The 15,866-nt window shown below is 26.6% G+C and carries 15 protein-coding genes; 9 read left to right on the top strand and 6 right to left on the bottom strand.

From position 1 onward, the window contains the following. Nucleotides 1-5 precede the first annotated feature (5 nt). The gene (gene trxA / locus U881_RS0109500; RefSeq protein ID WP_024654193.1) at nt 6-362 is read right to left on the bottom strand and encodes a thioredoxin; all 357 of its coding nucleotides are present in this window, start codon (nt 360-362) and stop codon (nt 6-8) included. A 74-nt stretch (nt 363-436) separates the two neighbouring features. On the opposite strand from trxA, the gene U881_RS0109495 reads away from it, so the two are divergent. Beyond that, on the top strand, nt 437-1,156 hold the full coding sequence (locus U881_RS0109495; RefSeq protein WP_024654192.1) for a 16S rRNA (uracil(1498)-N(3))-methyltransferase: 720 nt from the start codon (nt 437-439) through the stop codon (nt 1,154-1,156). Nucleotides 1,157-1,244: 88 nt separating this feature from the next. On the opposite strand, the gene U881_RS0109490 is transcribed toward U881_RS0109495, so the two are convergent. The 5 genes from U881_RS0109490 to U881_RS0109470 are packed head-to-tail and all read right to left on the bottom strand — an operon-like array spanning nt 1,245 to nt 6,251. Further along, on the bottom strand, nt 1,245-2,300 hold the full coding sequence (locus U881_RS0109490; RefSeq protein WP_024654191.1) for a PASTA domain-containing protein: 1,056 nt from the start codon (nt 2,298-2,300) through the stop codon (nt 1,245-1,247). A 28-nt stretch (nt 2,301-2,328) separates the two neighbouring features. Next, a complete protein-coding gene (gene fmt, locus U881_RS0109485) occupies nt 2,329-3,258 on the bottom strand; it encodes a methionyl-tRNA formyltransferase (RefSeq protein ID WP_024654190.1) in 930 nt (309 codons plus the stop codon). Further along, nucleotides 3,255-3,752, bottom strand: a complete 498-nt coding sequence (gene def, locus U881_RS0109480; protein ID WP_024654189.1) for a peptide deformylase — start codon at nt 3,750-3,752, stop codon at nt 3,255-3,257. The genes fmt and def overlap by 4 nt, the downstream gene beginning before the upstream one ends. A gap of 28 nt (nt 3,753-3,780) precedes the next feature. Next, nucleotides 3,781-4,476, bottom strand: a complete 696-nt coding sequence (locus U881_RS0109475) for a hypothetical protein (protein WP_024654188.1) — start codon at nt 4,474-4,476, stop codon at nt 3,781-3,783. Then, nucleotides 4,473-6,251: an aminopeptidase P family protein gene (locus U881_RS0109470; protein WP_024654187.1), complete on the bottom strand. Its 1,779-nt coding sequence runs from the start codon at nt 6,249-6,251 to the stop codon at nt 4,473-4,475. Before U881_RS0109470 ends, U881_RS0109475 begins: the two co-directional genes overlap by 4 nt. Before the next feature lie 122 nt (nt 6,252-6,373). Between U881_RS0109470 and U881_RS0109465 the strand changes: the two genes are divergently transcribed. The 8 genes from U881_RS0109465 (at nt 6,374) to U881_RS0109430 (ending at nt 15,859) form a co-directional block, all read left to right on the top strand. Next, nucleotides 6,374-7,267 (top strand): Cof-type HAD-IIB family hydrolase, encoded by an 894-nt coding sequence (locus U881_RS0109465; RefSeq protein WP_024654186.1) that lies wholly within the window; start codon nt 6,374-6,376, stop codon nt 7,265-7,267. Nucleotides 7,268-7,279: 12 nt separating this feature from the next. Beyond that, a complete protein-coding gene (locus U881_RS0109460; RefSeq protein WP_024654185.1) occupies nt 7,280-8,518 on the top strand; it encodes an aminopeptidase in 1,239 nt (412 codons plus the stop codon). Between the two features lie 17 nt (nt 8,519-8,535). After that, nucleotides 8,536-9,015, top strand: a complete 480-nt coding sequence (locus U881_RS0109455; protein ID WP_024654184.1) for a divergent PAP2 family protein — start codon at nt 8,536-8,538, stop codon at nt 9,013-9,015. 22 nt (nt 9,016-9,037) lie between these two features. Then, the gene (locus U881_RS0109450) at nt 9,038-10,504 is read left to right on the top strand and encodes a hypothetical protein (protein ID WP_024654183.1); all 1,467 of its coding nucleotides are present in this window, start codon (nt 9,038-9,040) and stop codon (nt 10,502-10,504) included. Next, the gene (locus tag U881_RS0109445) at nt 10,504-12,822 is read left to right on the top strand and encodes an RnfABCDGE type electron transport complex subunit D (RefSeq protein ID WP_024654182.1); all 2,319 of its coding nucleotides are present in this window, start codon (nt 10,504-10,506) and stop codon (nt 12,820-12,822) included. Before U881_RS0109450 ends, U881_RS0109445 begins: the two co-directional genes overlap by 1 nt. Then, nucleotides 12,819-13,391: a hypothetical protein gene (locus U881_RS13405; RefSeq protein ID WP_024654181.1), complete on the top strand. Its 573-nt coding sequence runs from the start codon at nt 12,819-12,821 to the stop codon at nt 13,389-13,391. The genes U881_RS0109445 and U881_RS13405 overlap by 4 nt, the downstream gene beginning before the upstream one ends. Next, nucleotides 13,391-14,468, top strand: a protein-coding gene (gene prfB, locus U881_RS0109435) for a peptide chain release factor 2 (RefSeq protein ID WP_200861722.1) whose coding sequence is annotated in 2 segments (ribosomal slippage) — nt 13,391-13,446 and nt 13,445-14,468 — 1,080 coding nt in all. Because the reading frame shifts where the segments join, the coding sequence is not laid out codon by codon here. Before U881_RS13405 ends, prfB begins: the two co-directional genes overlap by 1 nt. After that, nucleotides 14,450-15,859 carry a transcriptional regulator gene (locus U881_RS0109430; RefSeq protein WP_024654179.1) on the top strand — a complete coding sequence of 470 codons (1,410 nt, stop codon included), beginning with the start codon at nt 14,450-14,452 and terminating at the stop codon, nt 15,857-15,859. The genes prfB and U881_RS0109430 overlap by 19 nt, the downstream gene beginning before the upstream one ends. Nucleotides 15,860-15,866: the final 7 nt, after the last annotated feature.

The raw sequence follows: 15,866 nt of genomic DNA, 5'->3' as shown, positions 1-15,866 counted from the left end.
ACCCTTTATTCAACTTTAAACAAATCTTTAATTGCATCTTTAAAAGAATTCTTCTCTATAAAGCCAACAGAAACTCTTGGTTTCTCTCCAACAGGAACAAAAATAATGGTAGGAAGACTTTGTACACCAAGTGCCATAGAAATTTCCTGTTCCTTATCAGTGTTAACTTTATAAAAATCAATCTTATCTCCATATTCCTTAGAAAGTTCATCATAAATCGGAGCAAGCATTTTACATGGACCACACCAATCAGCATAAAAATCAATTATTGCAGGTTTTGTACCCTTAAAATTCCATTCCTGATTGTTTTTATAATCAAAAACTTTATCAATAAATTCCTGCTTCGTTAAACTAATTGCCATATTATCTCCTAACTTAATCGATTTTTCATTATAACATAAATATAATATAATTAATAAAGGACTCAATAGAGATAATGAATTTGATATTAATAAACTCAGATGAATTCCATAACGGAATTACGCTTAATGATCCAAGAGTAAAACATATTACAGAAATATTAAAACTTCAAAATAATGAGACTTTTAAATTTGGTATTATTGGAGAAGAATATATATATTCGTGCATATACCACAAAGATACAAGACTCTTTTTGAGAGATAGTCATAAAATATCAAAATCAAATAAACTTACAAGGCTAAAAGTTATCATTGGTTTAATAAGACCAATTGCAGCAAAAAGAATAATTAAACATCTTGGAAGTATTGGAATATCTGAACTTATTTTTTTCAATGCTTCACTCAGTGAAAAATCTTATTTACATTCCAAACTCTTTAGAGAAAAAGAATACGAAAAATACCTAATAGAAGGTGCTATGCAAGGCGGGATTACATATATACCAAAAGTTACCATTTTTAACAATTTAACAGAAGTTTTAGAAAATACAGAATATGACAATATGAATATCACCAAAATATTACTTGAAATAAAAAGCAAAAATAAATTAATTGACTTACATATAAAAACAAAAGATGTTATTGTCATTATTGGACCTGAAAGAGGATTTATAACAAAAGAAATAGATTTAATCAAAAAACATAATTTTAAAACCTATAACATTTCGCCAAATATCTTAAAAACAGAAGCAGCTACAATTGTAGCATCCACAATTATTACGTCAAAAATGGATATCTAATAATATCTTTTAAAAAAACCAAATAAAGATTTATCTTCACAATCTTTAAGAGAGAAATCATGGCTTTCTTTATTAAATGTTTAAAATTTCAATTTGCCAATGTTTGATTTATAAGTTTATCATGTATATAAAGTTCAATTGTAGAACCTTTTAATGCTTCATAAGGCAATCTAAGAAGCCCACCCCTAGATTTAAAAGAATAAAACAAAGAACTATTTCCACTAGCATCTTTTACTTTAATCATGATATCTACACTAGATGGATAGATATCTAATTTATAAGTCACAATTCCAAAAACACTTGTGCTAGTAACTTTTGGTTCATTAACAGTAATTGTTAATTTATCTAAATTTTTAATTTTACTGCCAGGCGATAAAGACTGCTTAATAACACTTCCAAAATCATTCCCCTTTGACAAATTTATATCAAAATTAATCTCATCATTTAAAAGAGAAATTATCACATCTTTATAATAAAGTCCAACATAATTTTTTATATATTTAACATATGTTTCTTCTTGACCCTTACTAACTAAAAACTGAAGATCAACTAAACTTGCAATCTTAGTACCTGGTGACGGTTCTTGTCGAATTATCGTTCCTTTTGGAAGAGTACTCTCAATTTCAACAGGTCTTAACAAATGATAAAGCATTCTATTATTGTTAATTGCATTGGCCTTTAAATTAATAAGAACATCATCAATATTTTTACCAATAAAATTATCAACTTTATTTATCAAAGATCCCTTACTAATAAAGATTTTCACTTTACTGTCAAGTCTTAAAACAGTACCTGCCTTAGGATTTTGATCTATCACTTTTCCTTTATCAAGCGCAGTTGATGAAAATTTAAGCTCAACATAAGGAATTAGTTCTTTATTTTGAAGCTCAGTAATTGCTTCTTCAATATAAAGCCCACTTAAGTTTGGCACAAGAACAATATCACTACCCTTTAAAAAAGTAAAAAATATCGCACATGCAATAATTAAAGAACCAAAAATAGTAAGCACCAAACCCCTAGACACATGTTTTGGCAAATGATAAACCTTATCATTATAATTTCCTTTAAATTCATACGAATTACCATTATTTAAATTTTGAATATCTAAAAATAACTGATCATGTGGTGGTTTATTGTCTATCAATATTAGATCATCTCCTTATACTTTAATTTTAAGAAAAAATTTTGCCTATTAAATTTTTACTTCCATGATAAAATGATGCAAAATCTACAACTTTTCTTCCAGTTTTTTGAAGTTCTAGTAATACCAAAATTCCATCTCCTGTCTTTACTAAAAGACCCTTATTAGGCTCAAAAGCAACAATTTTTCCAATAGCTTGATCATCATAATCACTAGTCTTTATAAAATCAGCTCTATGAAAAATAATTTCATCACCATCAAGCTTAGCTCTTGCAAGAGGCCAAGGATTACACGCATTAATTTTATTTTTAATATCAAATGCACTCAATTTAAAATCAAGAATTCTATGCTCTTTAGTTAAAAAAGAACAATACGTAGCACGGCTTTCATCCTGAACAATGCCAACGTCTCCTTTACTTAGTTTATCTAAAGCTTCAATCACAAGATCAAAACTATTTAAAGAAACATATTGAAAAATATCAACACTTGTATGAAAACTCTTAATTTTAAATTGATTTTGTGCAAAAATATTACCACTATCCATCTTCAAAGCCATTTTTTGAACAGTAATTCCACTAATAGCGTCACCATTTAAAATAGCAGTCTGAATAGGAGAAGGTCCCCTATATTTTGGCAAAAGAGAAGGATGAATATTAATGCAACCCATCGTAAAAATGTCCAAAAATTCTTGTTTAAAAATCTTCCCATAAGAGAAAACTAACATAAGTTCAGGGTCTAAGCTTTTTACCATTTCTATTACATCAGAATCAAGTACAGCTGGCTGCAGAACAGTAATATTTCTACTAATAGCTTCATTTTTAATGTCATTAGGCTTACAAAAAAGACCACGACCACTAGGTTTATCGGGAGCAGTTAATACCCCAACTACATCATATCGATCTGATATCTTTTTTAAAACCTCTAAAGCAATACTCTCAGAACTTGCAAAAAAAATTCTCAAGGGGTCACAAGCCCCCTTTCCTTAAGATAAGATTTCAATAATTTTTCTCTAAGTTTAACCTCATAATAATCAATAAAAAGCACACCTTTTAAATGATCCATTTCATGCTGAATAATCCTAGATAGAAGTTCTGAATTTTCAATCTTAAAAAACTTACCATTCTCATCATAAGCTTCAATTACAATTGATTTAGGTCTTGAAAGCTCATAATAAACCCCAGGAATACTTAAACAACCTTCTTTATAAACACTAAGTTCAACAGAACTTTCCATTATCAAAGGATTAATAAAAACCAAAGGTTTTGATATTAAATTTTCTCTAACTACAAACATAGACAAATCAAGACCTACTTGAGGAGCAGCCAGGCCAACACCACGACTACGATCCATTAAATCTATCATTTGAAAAACAACACTCCGAAGTTCATCATCAATATTTGAAACCACCTTTGTTTGCACTCGAAGCAAATCATCAGGATAGTAAACTATTTCCATAAAATCCTCCCCAAATTCATGATCAAACTTATGGCTTTATTTGCCCAAAAAATTTCCATTCTTCCTTCTCTGATTCCGAAAAATAAATACCACCTTTCTTAGATTTTGGAAAAGCATAAAGCCTACCTTCATTTTCATCCTTAAATACAAAAAATTCCTTAAGTTCTATTTTTGAAGGAAGGAGTTTTTTATCTTTACCATTCATTCTCAATCTCCAATGACCATCCAATGTTTTATAGAAAAAAACCTTATCATCAAGAATATTAATTTCATAGTTATTATTTTTATGTACAACATCATCTAATTTAAAAACTCCCAAAGCATAATTTAAAAACTCTTTATTATACTGAACAGTATCTTTAATAGAGCCAAAATAAACAGCTTTCACTTGTTCACTTTTTGCATCAACAAAAAACAAAGTTGGACTTTTCTTTAAATTAATCTCACTAAAAATTTCATTATTCACATCAATAATCAAAAAAACATTATGTTTGACAATAAGTTTAAACATTTTATCATCTTCAAATGACTTTAAAAAATCTTTTACCAAATTATCTTTAATATCTCTTCCCACCAATATTAAAACATTTTTATATAGCTTGCGAGCTTCTTCAATGGCATCTTTATAAGAGTCATGAAAAACAAAATCAGATGAAATTGAAAATAAACATACAAAATTAAAAAAAATAAAAATAAATATTGCCAATAAGTTTACAAATCTCATATCTTACTAGTCAACATCTCTACAAATTTAAGTTCATCACCACTAAGATATTCTTTTAAATTACAATATACAAATTCATGATAATTATTAATATAATCTAATTCATCTTCAGAAAGCATTTCAGAAACTATCAATTCTCTCTCAAAAGGTACAAGGGTCAAATTTTCAAATTCCAAAAAAGTCCCAAATTCATTTGAATAACTTTGTTTTACAAAAACTAAATTTTCAATTCTAATTCCATATTCAGAATTTCTATATATCCCAGGTTCAATTGAAACAACTTCAGAACCTTTAAAAGAATAAGTAGATAAAGGACTAATAGAAACAGGAAACTCATGAACATTGAGAAAAAATCCCACTCCATGACCCGTTCCATGAGCAAAATTTAACCCTTGCTTAAGTAAAGGAAATCTAGCAATACCATCAAGAGAAGCGCCTGAAATTCCAAAGGGAAATTTTAAAGATAAAAGAGCAATAAAAGACTTAAGAACTAAAGTATAATCTTCTCTCTCTTTATAAGATGCTGTCCCAATTAAAACTGTCCTAGTAACATCTGTAGTACCAAGTTCCAAATAGGAACCCCCAGAATCTATCAAAAGCAATCCATCCTTATCAAGCTTTTTAAATCCTTTTTTGGGTCTGTAATGAGGTAAAGCTGAATTTTCTTTAAATCCAATGATAGAATCAAAACTAGAACTAAAAAATTCATCTCTCGACATCCTAAAACTTAAAAGCATATTTGCAACATCAACCTCATCTAATTCAGAAAGCTCATCTCTACTCAAATTCTTAAATTTATATAAAAATTTAACCAAACTCACAGCATCAATAATATGAGCCTCTTTTATCTTACTAATTTCATAATCAGATTTTATTGCCTTAAGTTCATTAACAATACTAAGTCCAAGTACTGCATTTGCTCTACCAATAGATTCCAATATTTTAACATTACTATTAACTGGTATCAAAAATTTTCCTTCATGATTAATCTCTTCTAGAAACAAATAAAAATTACTATAATCTTCAATCTCAAATCCTTCAACTTCAAGTCTCTCTGCTAAATCGGAATCAAGTTCATCAACATTAACAAAAAGAACATTCTTATATCTTTCACTCCTAGCTATAAACAAAAAAGCATAAAATAAAGCTGATGATTCAATATCAAATCCTCTTAAATTTAAAAGCCAAGCTATTTCATCCAAAGAACTCATAACATAAAAATCAATTGCATTCTCTTCTAATTTTGCATTAACTTTACTAACTTTATTTGTTCTATTGTCATTCTTTTGCGCTTCATTAAGTTCGAATATTTTATTACTCTTTAAACAAGGCCTATCTTGCCAAATTTTAGAAATTAAATCTTCATGCAAAATTTCAATATCTGTATATCTACAATTCTTAACCAAATCATCATAAAATTTTATACTAATATCTTCAGCATAAACTCCAATTCGTAAGCCCTTAAGATTCATATTAATATAACCAAAAATGTCTGGATGACCTTTAACTCCAAGCTTGACTAATTTAAATTCAGTTCCCTCAAGTTCACTTTCTGCTTGCAGAAAATACCTACCATCAGTAAAAAGAACTGATTCCGTTTCTGTAATAATTACTGTACCAGCACTTCCTGTAAAACCTGTAATAAATTCACGAATATTAAATCTAATATGAAAATATTCACTCATATGCGGATCATGACTTGCTATTAAATATGCATCTATCTTGCTTTTAATCATCAATTTCCTTAAAGACAATATTTTTGTACTAACCTTCATATAAGCAAGCTCCTTAGGTTTCAAAAAGTAACTTTTTATTTTATTATAACAAATAATTCAATTTTAAAAAAACTTCTTATTTGATATAATGAAATGCAACGGTAAAATCAAAGGACAAGAATATGAGAAATATTAAGGCTGTTGTTTCTGATCTTGATGGTACACTTTTGCTTTCAAATAGCCAAATAGGAGCTTTTAGTGAAATTGTAATAAAAAAATTAACAAAAGAAAACAAAAAGTTTATTATTGCAACAGGAAGAAGTAAAAATGAAATAATACCTCTTCTTATACAAAATTTAAATTCACATGTTTCATTTTTTATAACATTAAATGGAGCAAGGGTATATAATAATCAATGGCAATTAATAAGCAGTTATGACCTATCTTCTGATATCGTAAATGAAATTTTAACTCTTAGAGAAAGCAAATATCAAGATATACCTCACTTCTTACAAAAATCTGATGATATAGATGAAAGCCTTTATGCCGACAATATTACTAAGAATGCAATTAATGATATATTTAAAAAACACAGATTGTTAAGAAAACATCAATATATCAAACATGAACTACAAGATATAAACATAAAATATAATGAAATTAATAATTTTAAAGAAATTGAAAATTTTACCAAAATAGCAAAAATTTTATTATTACATGATGAAGAATCACAACTCATAAAATACGAAGCAACAATTTTGGACAAATATAGAAAAGAAGTAAATGCCTATTTATCAACACCACACTCACTTGAAATTGTTAATAGTAAAGTTTCAAAAGGAAATGCATTAAAAGATGTTCTTGCAAGAATCAATATCAGCTTAAGTGAAACAGTTGCATTTGGAGATGGATTTAATGACGTTGATATGTTAGAAAATGTAAAAAAAGGATTACTAATGGGTAATGCAAATTATAGACTAAAAAAAATGCTATCATACTTAGAAATAATAGGTACTAACGACAATGAAGCTGTTGCACATTACATCAATGACAACATCTTAGAAGACCCTGCATAATAAGGATAAAATATGAAGACAGATTTAATAAAATATGCAGAACTCATTATCTTAAAGGGAATCAACTTACAAAAAGATCAATGTGTGCTAATTACAGGTCCAATTGAAAATTATGAATTCTTAAGAACTTTAGCACAAAAAGCTTATGAACATGGAGCAAAATACGTAGAGTTAAACATTGAAGATACAGAAATTCTAAAATCTAGATTACAATCAACACCAGAAAATTTCTTGGAATTTATTCCTGATTTCAAACGTAAATTTTTTGAAGAAATGATAAGTGAAAAATGGGCCAAAATAAGAATTGGTAACACAGAAAACTTAGATGCATTAAAAGAATATGACCATAAAAAAATATACAAATATCTTAAAGCACTAGGCTTAGCATCAAAAAACGTTTCAAGTGCAATAATGAACAATGAATTAGCTTGGTGCACAGTTTGTGCTCCAGGACCGAAATGGGCTTCAAAAGTCTTAAATAAACCTGAAAGTCAAAAAACATTAGAAGAATTTTTTGAAATTCAAAAGAAAATTATGTTACTTGACACAGAAGACCCACTAAAAGCTTGGGAAATCCATTCAAAAACACTTCATCAAAGATGCAAGACCCTAAATGACCTTAAATTAGAGAAAGTAATATTCAAAAACAAAAAAACAAATTTAGAAGTATATCTACTAGAAAATTCTATTTGGACTGGAGGAAGTGAAAAAGTAAGTGGAACAGAAATTGAATTTAATGCAAACATGCCTACACAAGAAGTTTTTACAACTCCAAACTACAAAAAAACAAACGGAATTATGTATGCAACCCGACCAGTAACAATAAGTGAAAATCTAATCACTGGCATATGGATAGAATTTAGAGAAGGTAAAATAATCAATTTTGGATGTGATAATGATGCACTACATAAAATATTAAAGAGACATATAGAAACTGATGCACAAGCCAAATACATAGGAGAAGTTGCATTAGTAGACAACAATTCTCCAATATATCAAAGCGGACTCACATTTTACAACATATTATACGATGAGAACGCAAGTTGTCATATTGCACTAGGAAGTGCTTACCCTTCTTGTTTAAGTAATGGAAGAGAACTTAAAACAGATGCCGAAAAATTAAATTACGGATGTAATGTTTCTTTAATTCACACAGACATTATGATTGGAAGTAATGATATAAATGTCATTGGTATTGACAAATCAGGAAAAGAACATGCAATAATACAAAATGGACAATTTGTTATATAAAACGGAGTAATCAAATAATGATAAAAGATTTGTTCACAAATGACCTTTTCTTATCTTGTTTAGTTTCAGGAATTGTTGCTCAAATGATCAAATACATCATTCAAGCAATGAAAACAAGAAAAATCAAATTAAGTCCAAAATATCTTTTAAAAAGTATTTTTTTAGAAACAGGGGGCATGCCTAGCAGTCACTCTTCAACAGTAACAGCTCTTGCAACATCAATATTACTGACAGAAGGAATTAATACTCACTTTATCATTGCACTAGCTTTTGCTTTAATAACAATAAGAGACTCATTTGGAGTTAGATATATGGCAGGCGTTCAAGCAGAATATCTAAATAATTTATCAGAACAATTAAAAATGAAAATCAAAATTGAACCTTTAAAAATCAAAGTAGTTAAAGGACACAAAAAAAAGGAAGTATTTACAGGAATACTTATTGGAATTATCTCTGCATGGGCAATATGCAATCGAATGCTATATCGAATAATATAAATAACAGATCATAAAGGGAAAAATGAATCTACTAAAGTTTTTACATATATTGCTAATATCGCTACTTTCTTGCAATATGGCAAAATTTGGAGACTATAAACCAATATATTTACAAGGAGAAAAAGATTTAAAAATAGCAAATGAATACATAAATTCATTAGGATATAAAACATTATCCGAATACACAACAAAAGTACATATATTAGATTTCCCCAACTTTAAAGAAATAACAATAGACAAAGTAATTCACCTTAATGACTACGATCTTCGAAAAGATCTGTTTTTAAAAAAATTACCTAACCTCTTTAACATAGAAAATAAAAAAATACTTTATGTTGAATCATCATTTACTAATAAAGATTTAAAAAAACTCAAACACGATAAAAATATTGAAGCAGAACTGCACTCTTTTAACTACAAAACAAAAATTCAATATTTTTCAATCATAACTTTCATAATAATGATGCTCTTATTATTATTACTCAACATCAAATATGCTCCCTTCATAATCCTCTTTCTAATAAGTTCATGCATTATATTCATATTTAGTGATGAAATATTATATTTTTATCCTTTAACCATACTATCTTACCTATTATTTATATTGATTGATAATTTTAACAAAAATTATAACAAAATATATCTAAGGGACATCAGTTTTACAGTACTCATTAAAAAAATCAAAATCCCAATATTTTTATTTTTATTCATAGTACTATATTTCACTATAAGTATTAATTTTTTATCCAGCAATCTTGAGGCCATTTTGATTATTTCTGTATCAATATCGACACTTTGCATTTTTTTGATATTTACTTGGATAAAAACTGAGAGCAATTTTAGCAATACATTTTTATCTTTAATTGAAATAAAAGAACAAAAAAAAGAAACCAAAATTTTAAGATATAAAGCAATAATACATACGATGCTATTTATAGGCTCAATAATGCCATTTTTTTATGCCCAAAATGTACTCAATTCTTACAAAAATTTCAATTATCTTTATAGCAAAAAATTGAATTATTTCGATTATTTAAATCCCACTAATATCTATTTAATGGTTGGACACAATGAAGAAATCCCAAATATCGTAGGTTATATGTATCACATATTTTATCAAAATGAACTTAAATACAAAATCACATCACAATACGGCAAAATAAATACAAATGTACAAGAAGACTACTTTAAAATAGAAAACAATAAAATAACTATCAATCCAAAAATTATATACAAGGTAGACAAAGAATTTATATCTAAAAACCTCAATAAAGAACTATCAAAACTATTTTTAGAAAACAAAAATCCAATTTTAATATATAAGGAAACACCTGATAATATCACAATTAATAAAAACAACTTCACAACATTATTTGCTCTTTCATTACCATTTTTTTTATTACTATTTTTATTTAAAGCAATAAGATTTACAATTCTTTTAAATATGAATAAAAAAAGTTATAGAAAATATATCAGAGGAAACACTTAATGTTTAACTCAAGAAAAACAAAAATGACAAGACAGTATAAAGTCAATATAGATGAAATCCAAATACCTGAATGTGTTTTGGTTCCACTAGAAACAGAAAATTCAAAATCTACAATATATATCATTGAAAATCAAAAAATCTCAGAAGGGCAAATACTATCAAAAAACAAAAATGCAGAGCTTTATACATATGCCCCAATATCTGGAACAATAGAAAAAATATATACTGCCAATCTTCCAAACGAACAACAAGTAAAATCAGCATTAATAAGATTTCATGGAAGAATAAAAAATGAACAAGAAGTTTCAATTGAAGAAGAATCTAGAGAAAAAACACTAGAAAAGCTAATCAGACTAGGAATCCCATGGTTCAATGAACATTCATTATTCCAATACATAAGCAAATGTAAAAAAATAGACAAAATGATTTTACTAATCAATGGAAAAGATTCATTTACAGACATATCAGAAATATTAATAACAAAAAAACTAGACCAAATTATTTACGGTTTTGAAACTATTGATAAGATATTCAAATTTAAAGAAATATTAATAATAACCGACAAGCATAATATTAAAAAAGAATTTGAAAAATTAAATATCATTAAAAACAAAAAATTAACAATCAAATTCATTCCCAACAACTCATACCCATATTCAAATCACGAAGTGATAATGCACTTTTTATACAATGAAGGAAACACAAAAAATGATATAAACCCAAATAAAAACATACTATTGACAAATGTTGAAGATCTCTACAATGTTTATACCACACTTAAAACAAACTCTCCATATAAAGAAAAATTCATAACAATAAATGGCAATAACAAAATAGAAAGTCAAATAATCAAAGTTAAAATCGGTACATCAATAAAACAAATAATAAATCAAAATATTGATACAAAAAAATACGACATTTTCTTAAACAATCCAACAAATAATATAAAAATAGACAATCTAAATATACCTATTACAAGAGATATATATAACATTACAATATTAAGAAAAAAAACAATATTCAGCAAAATCAATAAAATCAAACTCATAAACACACCCAGTTTTGCACCATTGTGTATGGAAGAAATGATTTTAGGAAAAATTAAAAATCATAATAATGTTGAAAATACACAACAACAATACTTACAATATACGGAAACTGAAATAGAAGAAGAAATAAGCAAAGTAAAAAGAGAAATAAAGGAAAATATATTAAATATAAGCTTTAATAATGAACCAATATACACTGAAAACAATTTAAAAGATATCTATTTGATTACCATCTTAGCATTAATGCCTAATTTAATATTTTCTTTTGCAAATAATATCAAATTCTTAATTGATAGCCTCATATTAACAATCATAAGTCTATGTTCATACATCCCAATCAGACTTAAATCTAAATACAGATATTTCTCTTTTTTTATATATACTGCACTAATTACCAATATAATACTACCTTTAAATTTTCCTATAATATTAAAAATAACGGCAATATTTTTTACATTTTTAATGTTTTTTTATTTCTCAAGGCTTTCTAAACTCCTTGTAAATCCTATATTAATTTCATTCATATTTTTATTGCTAAATTTTCCACTAAGTTTCAAACAAACATATTACAAGGAACTTATAAAACAAAATGACATAATTCCCACATGGAATAAAATAATTAATCAAAATCCAAACATTCAAAACTTAGAAAGCTTAAAAGAATTCAAAAGGCATGAAAACAAATACATTGATATAGTCGAAAAATTGATCAATGATCAAATATTATCTCATCTAAACATAATGATACCAAGATTTCACATTGAAAACCTATTTGGATTACAAAACGAAAAATATCTATCCCCTATTCTAATTTATATTGGTTTTTCATTTATCCTTGGAAAATTTATTATTAACAAATTAATACCACTAGCCTTTTACATAAGTTTATTACTAATCGCTTATACATTACAAAAAATTGGTCTCTACAGTTATATAAGTTTCGATATATTAAGTTTAATAATATCACCAATTACAATGATTTTAGTATTCACAATGGGCACAGAACTACAAACAGCCCCCCATTTTAAATTTGAACAAATAATTTATGGAATTGTATTATCTTTAGGATATTTTATAACATTAAGCTATATTCCCCTTGAAACTTTTGCAGTTGTAATGTCAATGTTTATACTACAAATAAGCTCAACACTAATTAAAAGATACAGCTTAACATTCCATATAAAAAAAATACTACACTCTTTAAGAATGAACAAAGAAAAAGTAATAGAAAATAAAAATGAAAATGGAGAAGAAATTATTAAGATATGACAAACAATTTAATAACATACTTATTAGTCAACAATTTATTACTAATACACTTTATTGGAATTGAAGATATAAAAATAAAAGACAACAAAACATTATCAAAAAAATATTTCACTATTACAATAACTTCTCTGTTAATTTATTCGAGTCTTTTTTATATTTATAAACTATTTTTAAAATATAGTTTATTATTTATGATACCAATAATGTATATGATATTAATTTACATATTAACAATTATGCTAAAAACACTAAATAATATATCAATTGTCATTTATAACAGCAAAACAAAATATTCAAATGATTTTTTGCTATCTAACAGTAGTTTAATTGCAATAACATTTTTTGCTCTAGATAAAAGTTATAATTTTGTAGAAGGGATTACAATAATTATTTTATCTTCACTAAGCATACTAGTAGCCCTTATATTAACAATAATAATCAAAAAAAGTGTAGAAAAAAAATCAACATCAGTACTACTAACTAATGAGACAATGTACTTTTTTATCATCTTCATTTTATCTTTAATTCCAAATATAATTATATTAATAAATAATAGTGAGAGTTTATAATGAGGGAAACAATAAATGAACTTTTAGAACAAATTGAAAATGTTTGGAGGCAGCTTTGACAGTGATACGATCAAAAAACAGATACAAAACTATGAAAAACAAATAAATAACGAAAATTTTTGGAATGACAATAAAAGGGCACAAGAAATTCTGAAGAATCAAAATATTTTAAAGGCCAAGATTGAACCTTGGGAAAACTTGATATATCAACTCAAAGACCTAAAAGAACTATATGAAATTGCAGAAAGTGAAAATGATAAAGCACTACTAGAGAGAGACATTCACAAATTAAAAGAACAGTATAAACATCTTCTAACATTATCATATTTTAAAGAAGATATTGACATAAATAATGCATTCTTGACAATACATTCAGGAGCAGGTGGAACAGAAGCATGTGATTGGGTTAGTATGTTATATAGAACATATCTGAGATATGCTGAAAGACGTGGATATAAAACAGAACTTATAGATTTACTTGAAGCTGAAGGAGGTATTAAATCCGTTACAATCGAAATAAAAGGCGAATATGCTTATGGATTTTTAAAGAGTGAAATAGGAATACATCGTCTTGTAAGAATCTCTCCTTTCGATGCTGCAAAAAAAAGACATACATCTTTTGCATCTGTTTTCATTGATCCTGTAATTGATGATAAAATTGAAATAATAATTAAACCAGAAGACATTAGGATCGATACATACAGAGCTTCAGGCGCAGGAGGACAACATATTAATAAAACATCATCAGCCGTTAGAATTACCCATCTTCAAACGGGAATAGTAACTCAATCTCAAACTGACAGAAGTCAACATAGAAATAAAGAATTAGCAATGAAAGTATTAAAATCTAGACTTTATGAACACTACAAAACACTAGAACAACAAAAAAGCAAATCTCAACAACAAGAAAAAAAAGATATAGCTTGGGGAAATCAAATAAGATCTTATATATTTCAACCCTACACTCTAGTAAAAGATCACAGAACAAAATTTGAAAATCCCAATATTATGTCTGTTATGGATGGAAACATTGATAACTTTATAGAAGAATACCTCAAATGGAAAAATTTAAGTTAATCATAATAATATTATTTTCAATCTTAACAACCAAACTAGCATATACTCAAAGTAATATTGAGTATGGATTCTCTTACATTATAAATACACAAGATGAAAATAAGGATCTCCAAAAAGGAATTGAACAAACATTAAATAAAATCTACAATACAATAAATGAACACATTATTAATGAGAAAGATAAAGACTTCATCAAACGAATCTACATATACCAAAATATAATAAATAAAGAACGAGAATTTAGCAAACTCAAAGAAGACATGGATAAAAGTAAGCTACAAAATACAATAAGTTTAAAAGAAGAAACTAAAACTAAAACCAAAATTAAAAAACTTAAAAAAGAAATTCTAAACATTAAAATTCAGCAACAAGAACTTGAAAAGTATCTTATGAATTTAAAAAAAATAAAAGCAAATCATAAAAAAAATCAAGATAAAATAAATCTATCAAGATTGAACATAGAATTTTTAACAAGTCAAGAATTATTTTTTATTAATTATATAAACTTAAAAAAAGTAGACAGACATTATTTAGTTGAAATTAGCAATATTACTCCACAAGGAGTAAAGGTTCACAAAGAAATTTTTCAAACATCATCATCCGTTGATAATATTGCATACAAAATAGCAGAACTTAGTCTTGAAGAAATATTAGGAAGAGAATTCATTAAACTTAAAATTAATGTCATCAATAACTCAGATGCCAAAATATATATAAACGAAGAATTTGTATCAAAAGGATTATATAACAATGATATATGGGATATTTCCAAATTACCAGATAAAGAAATTACTATTGACATTACAAGTAAAACTTATAAACCTTATAGAATAAAGCAAAAAGTAAAAAGTGGAGACACTATTGACTTAAATATCACTTTACAACAGACAAATTCTAATCAAATATTAATTAAAAGTAATGTAAAATCTAAAGTCTTCAAAAAAGGAGTATTTATAGGAGAAACACCAATTGAAATTGAAAAACCTGAGAATGAGGAATCCATACTATTGCAAGCTGAAGAACACAAAAATAAATTCACAATAATAAACAACAAAGATAAAGAAGTTTATATAGAAATGATAAGGGACAATAAAAGCAAACTCATTATAAAAAGAGATCTATTTTACATCAATCTTAGTATTTTTACATTAAATCTCATTGGTACTGCATTTGCAATAACAAAATATAATGAATCCTCAGAACTCTACAATATAGCTTTAAAAAATATTATACAACACAGAATAAGCGCTCAAAATTTATATAACGCAAAAGTAGAACAAATGATTGCAACATTTTTACTTGGCACAGGAATAACATTTTCCGTCGGCAGTTTTATACCATTAATCATTCATTTGGTACAATATATTAAGGAAGGAAGTCGAGGTGAATAAATTATTG

It is taken from the genome of Borrelia persica No12 (genome assembly GCF_000500045.1).
GTDB lineage: Bacteria > Spirochaetota > Spirochaetia > Borreliales > Borreliaceae > Borrelia > Borrelia persica.
This window is presented reverse-complemented; position numbering and strand designations above follow the sequence as displayed.

What these genes read in the sequence shown, in the direction of transcription:
- U881_RS0109495 (WP_024654192.1), top strand. Translation starts at nt 437, where the DNA reads ATGAATTTGATATTAATAAACTCAGATGAATTCCATAACGGAATTACG.
- U881_RS0109445 (WP_024654182.1), top strand. Translation starts at nt 10,504, where the DNA reads ATGTTTAACTCAAGAAAAACAAAAATGACAAGACAGTATAAAGTCAAT.
- trxA (WP_024654193.1), bottom strand. Translation starts at nt 362, where the DNA reads ATGGCAATTAGTTTAACGAAGCAGGAATTTATTGATAAAGTTTTTGAT.
- U881_RS0109460 (WP_024654185.1), top strand. Translation starts at nt 7,280, where the DNA reads ATGAAGACAGATTTAATAAAATATGCAGAACTCATTATCTTAAAGGGA.
- U881_RS0109450 (WP_024654183.1), top strand. Translation starts at nt 9,038, where the DNA reads ATGAATCTACTAAAGTTTTTACATATATTGCTAATATCGCTACTTTCT.
- U881_RS0109470 (WP_024654187.1), bottom strand. Translation starts at nt 6,251, where the DNA reads ATGAAGGTTAGTACAAAAATATTGTCTTTAAGGAAATTGATGATTAAA.
- U881_RS0109465 (WP_024654186.1), top strand. Translation starts at nt 6,374, where the DNA reads ATGAGAAATATTAAGGCTGTTGTTTCTGATCTTGATGGTACACTTTTG.
- def (WP_024654189.1), bottom strand. Translation starts at nt 3,752, where the DNA reads ATGGAAATAGTTTACTATCCTGATGATTTGCTTCGAGTGCAAACAAAG.
- U881_RS0109455 (WP_024654184.1), top strand. Translation starts at nt 8,536, where the DNA reads ATGATAAAAGATTTGTTCACAAATGACCTTTTCTTATCTTGTTTAGTT.
- U881_RS0109475 (WP_024654188.1), bottom strand. Translation starts at nt 4,476, where the DNA reads ATGAGATTTGTAAACTTATTGGCAATATTTATTTTTATTTTTTTTAAT.
- U881_RS13405 (WP_024654181.1), top strand. Translation starts at nt 12,819, where the DNA reads ATGACAAACAATTTAATAACATACTTATTAGTCAACAATTTATTACTA.
- U881_RS0109430 (WP_024654179.1), top strand. Translation starts at nt 14,450, where the DNA reads ATGGAAAAATTTAAGTTAATCATAATAATATTATTTTCAATCTTAACA.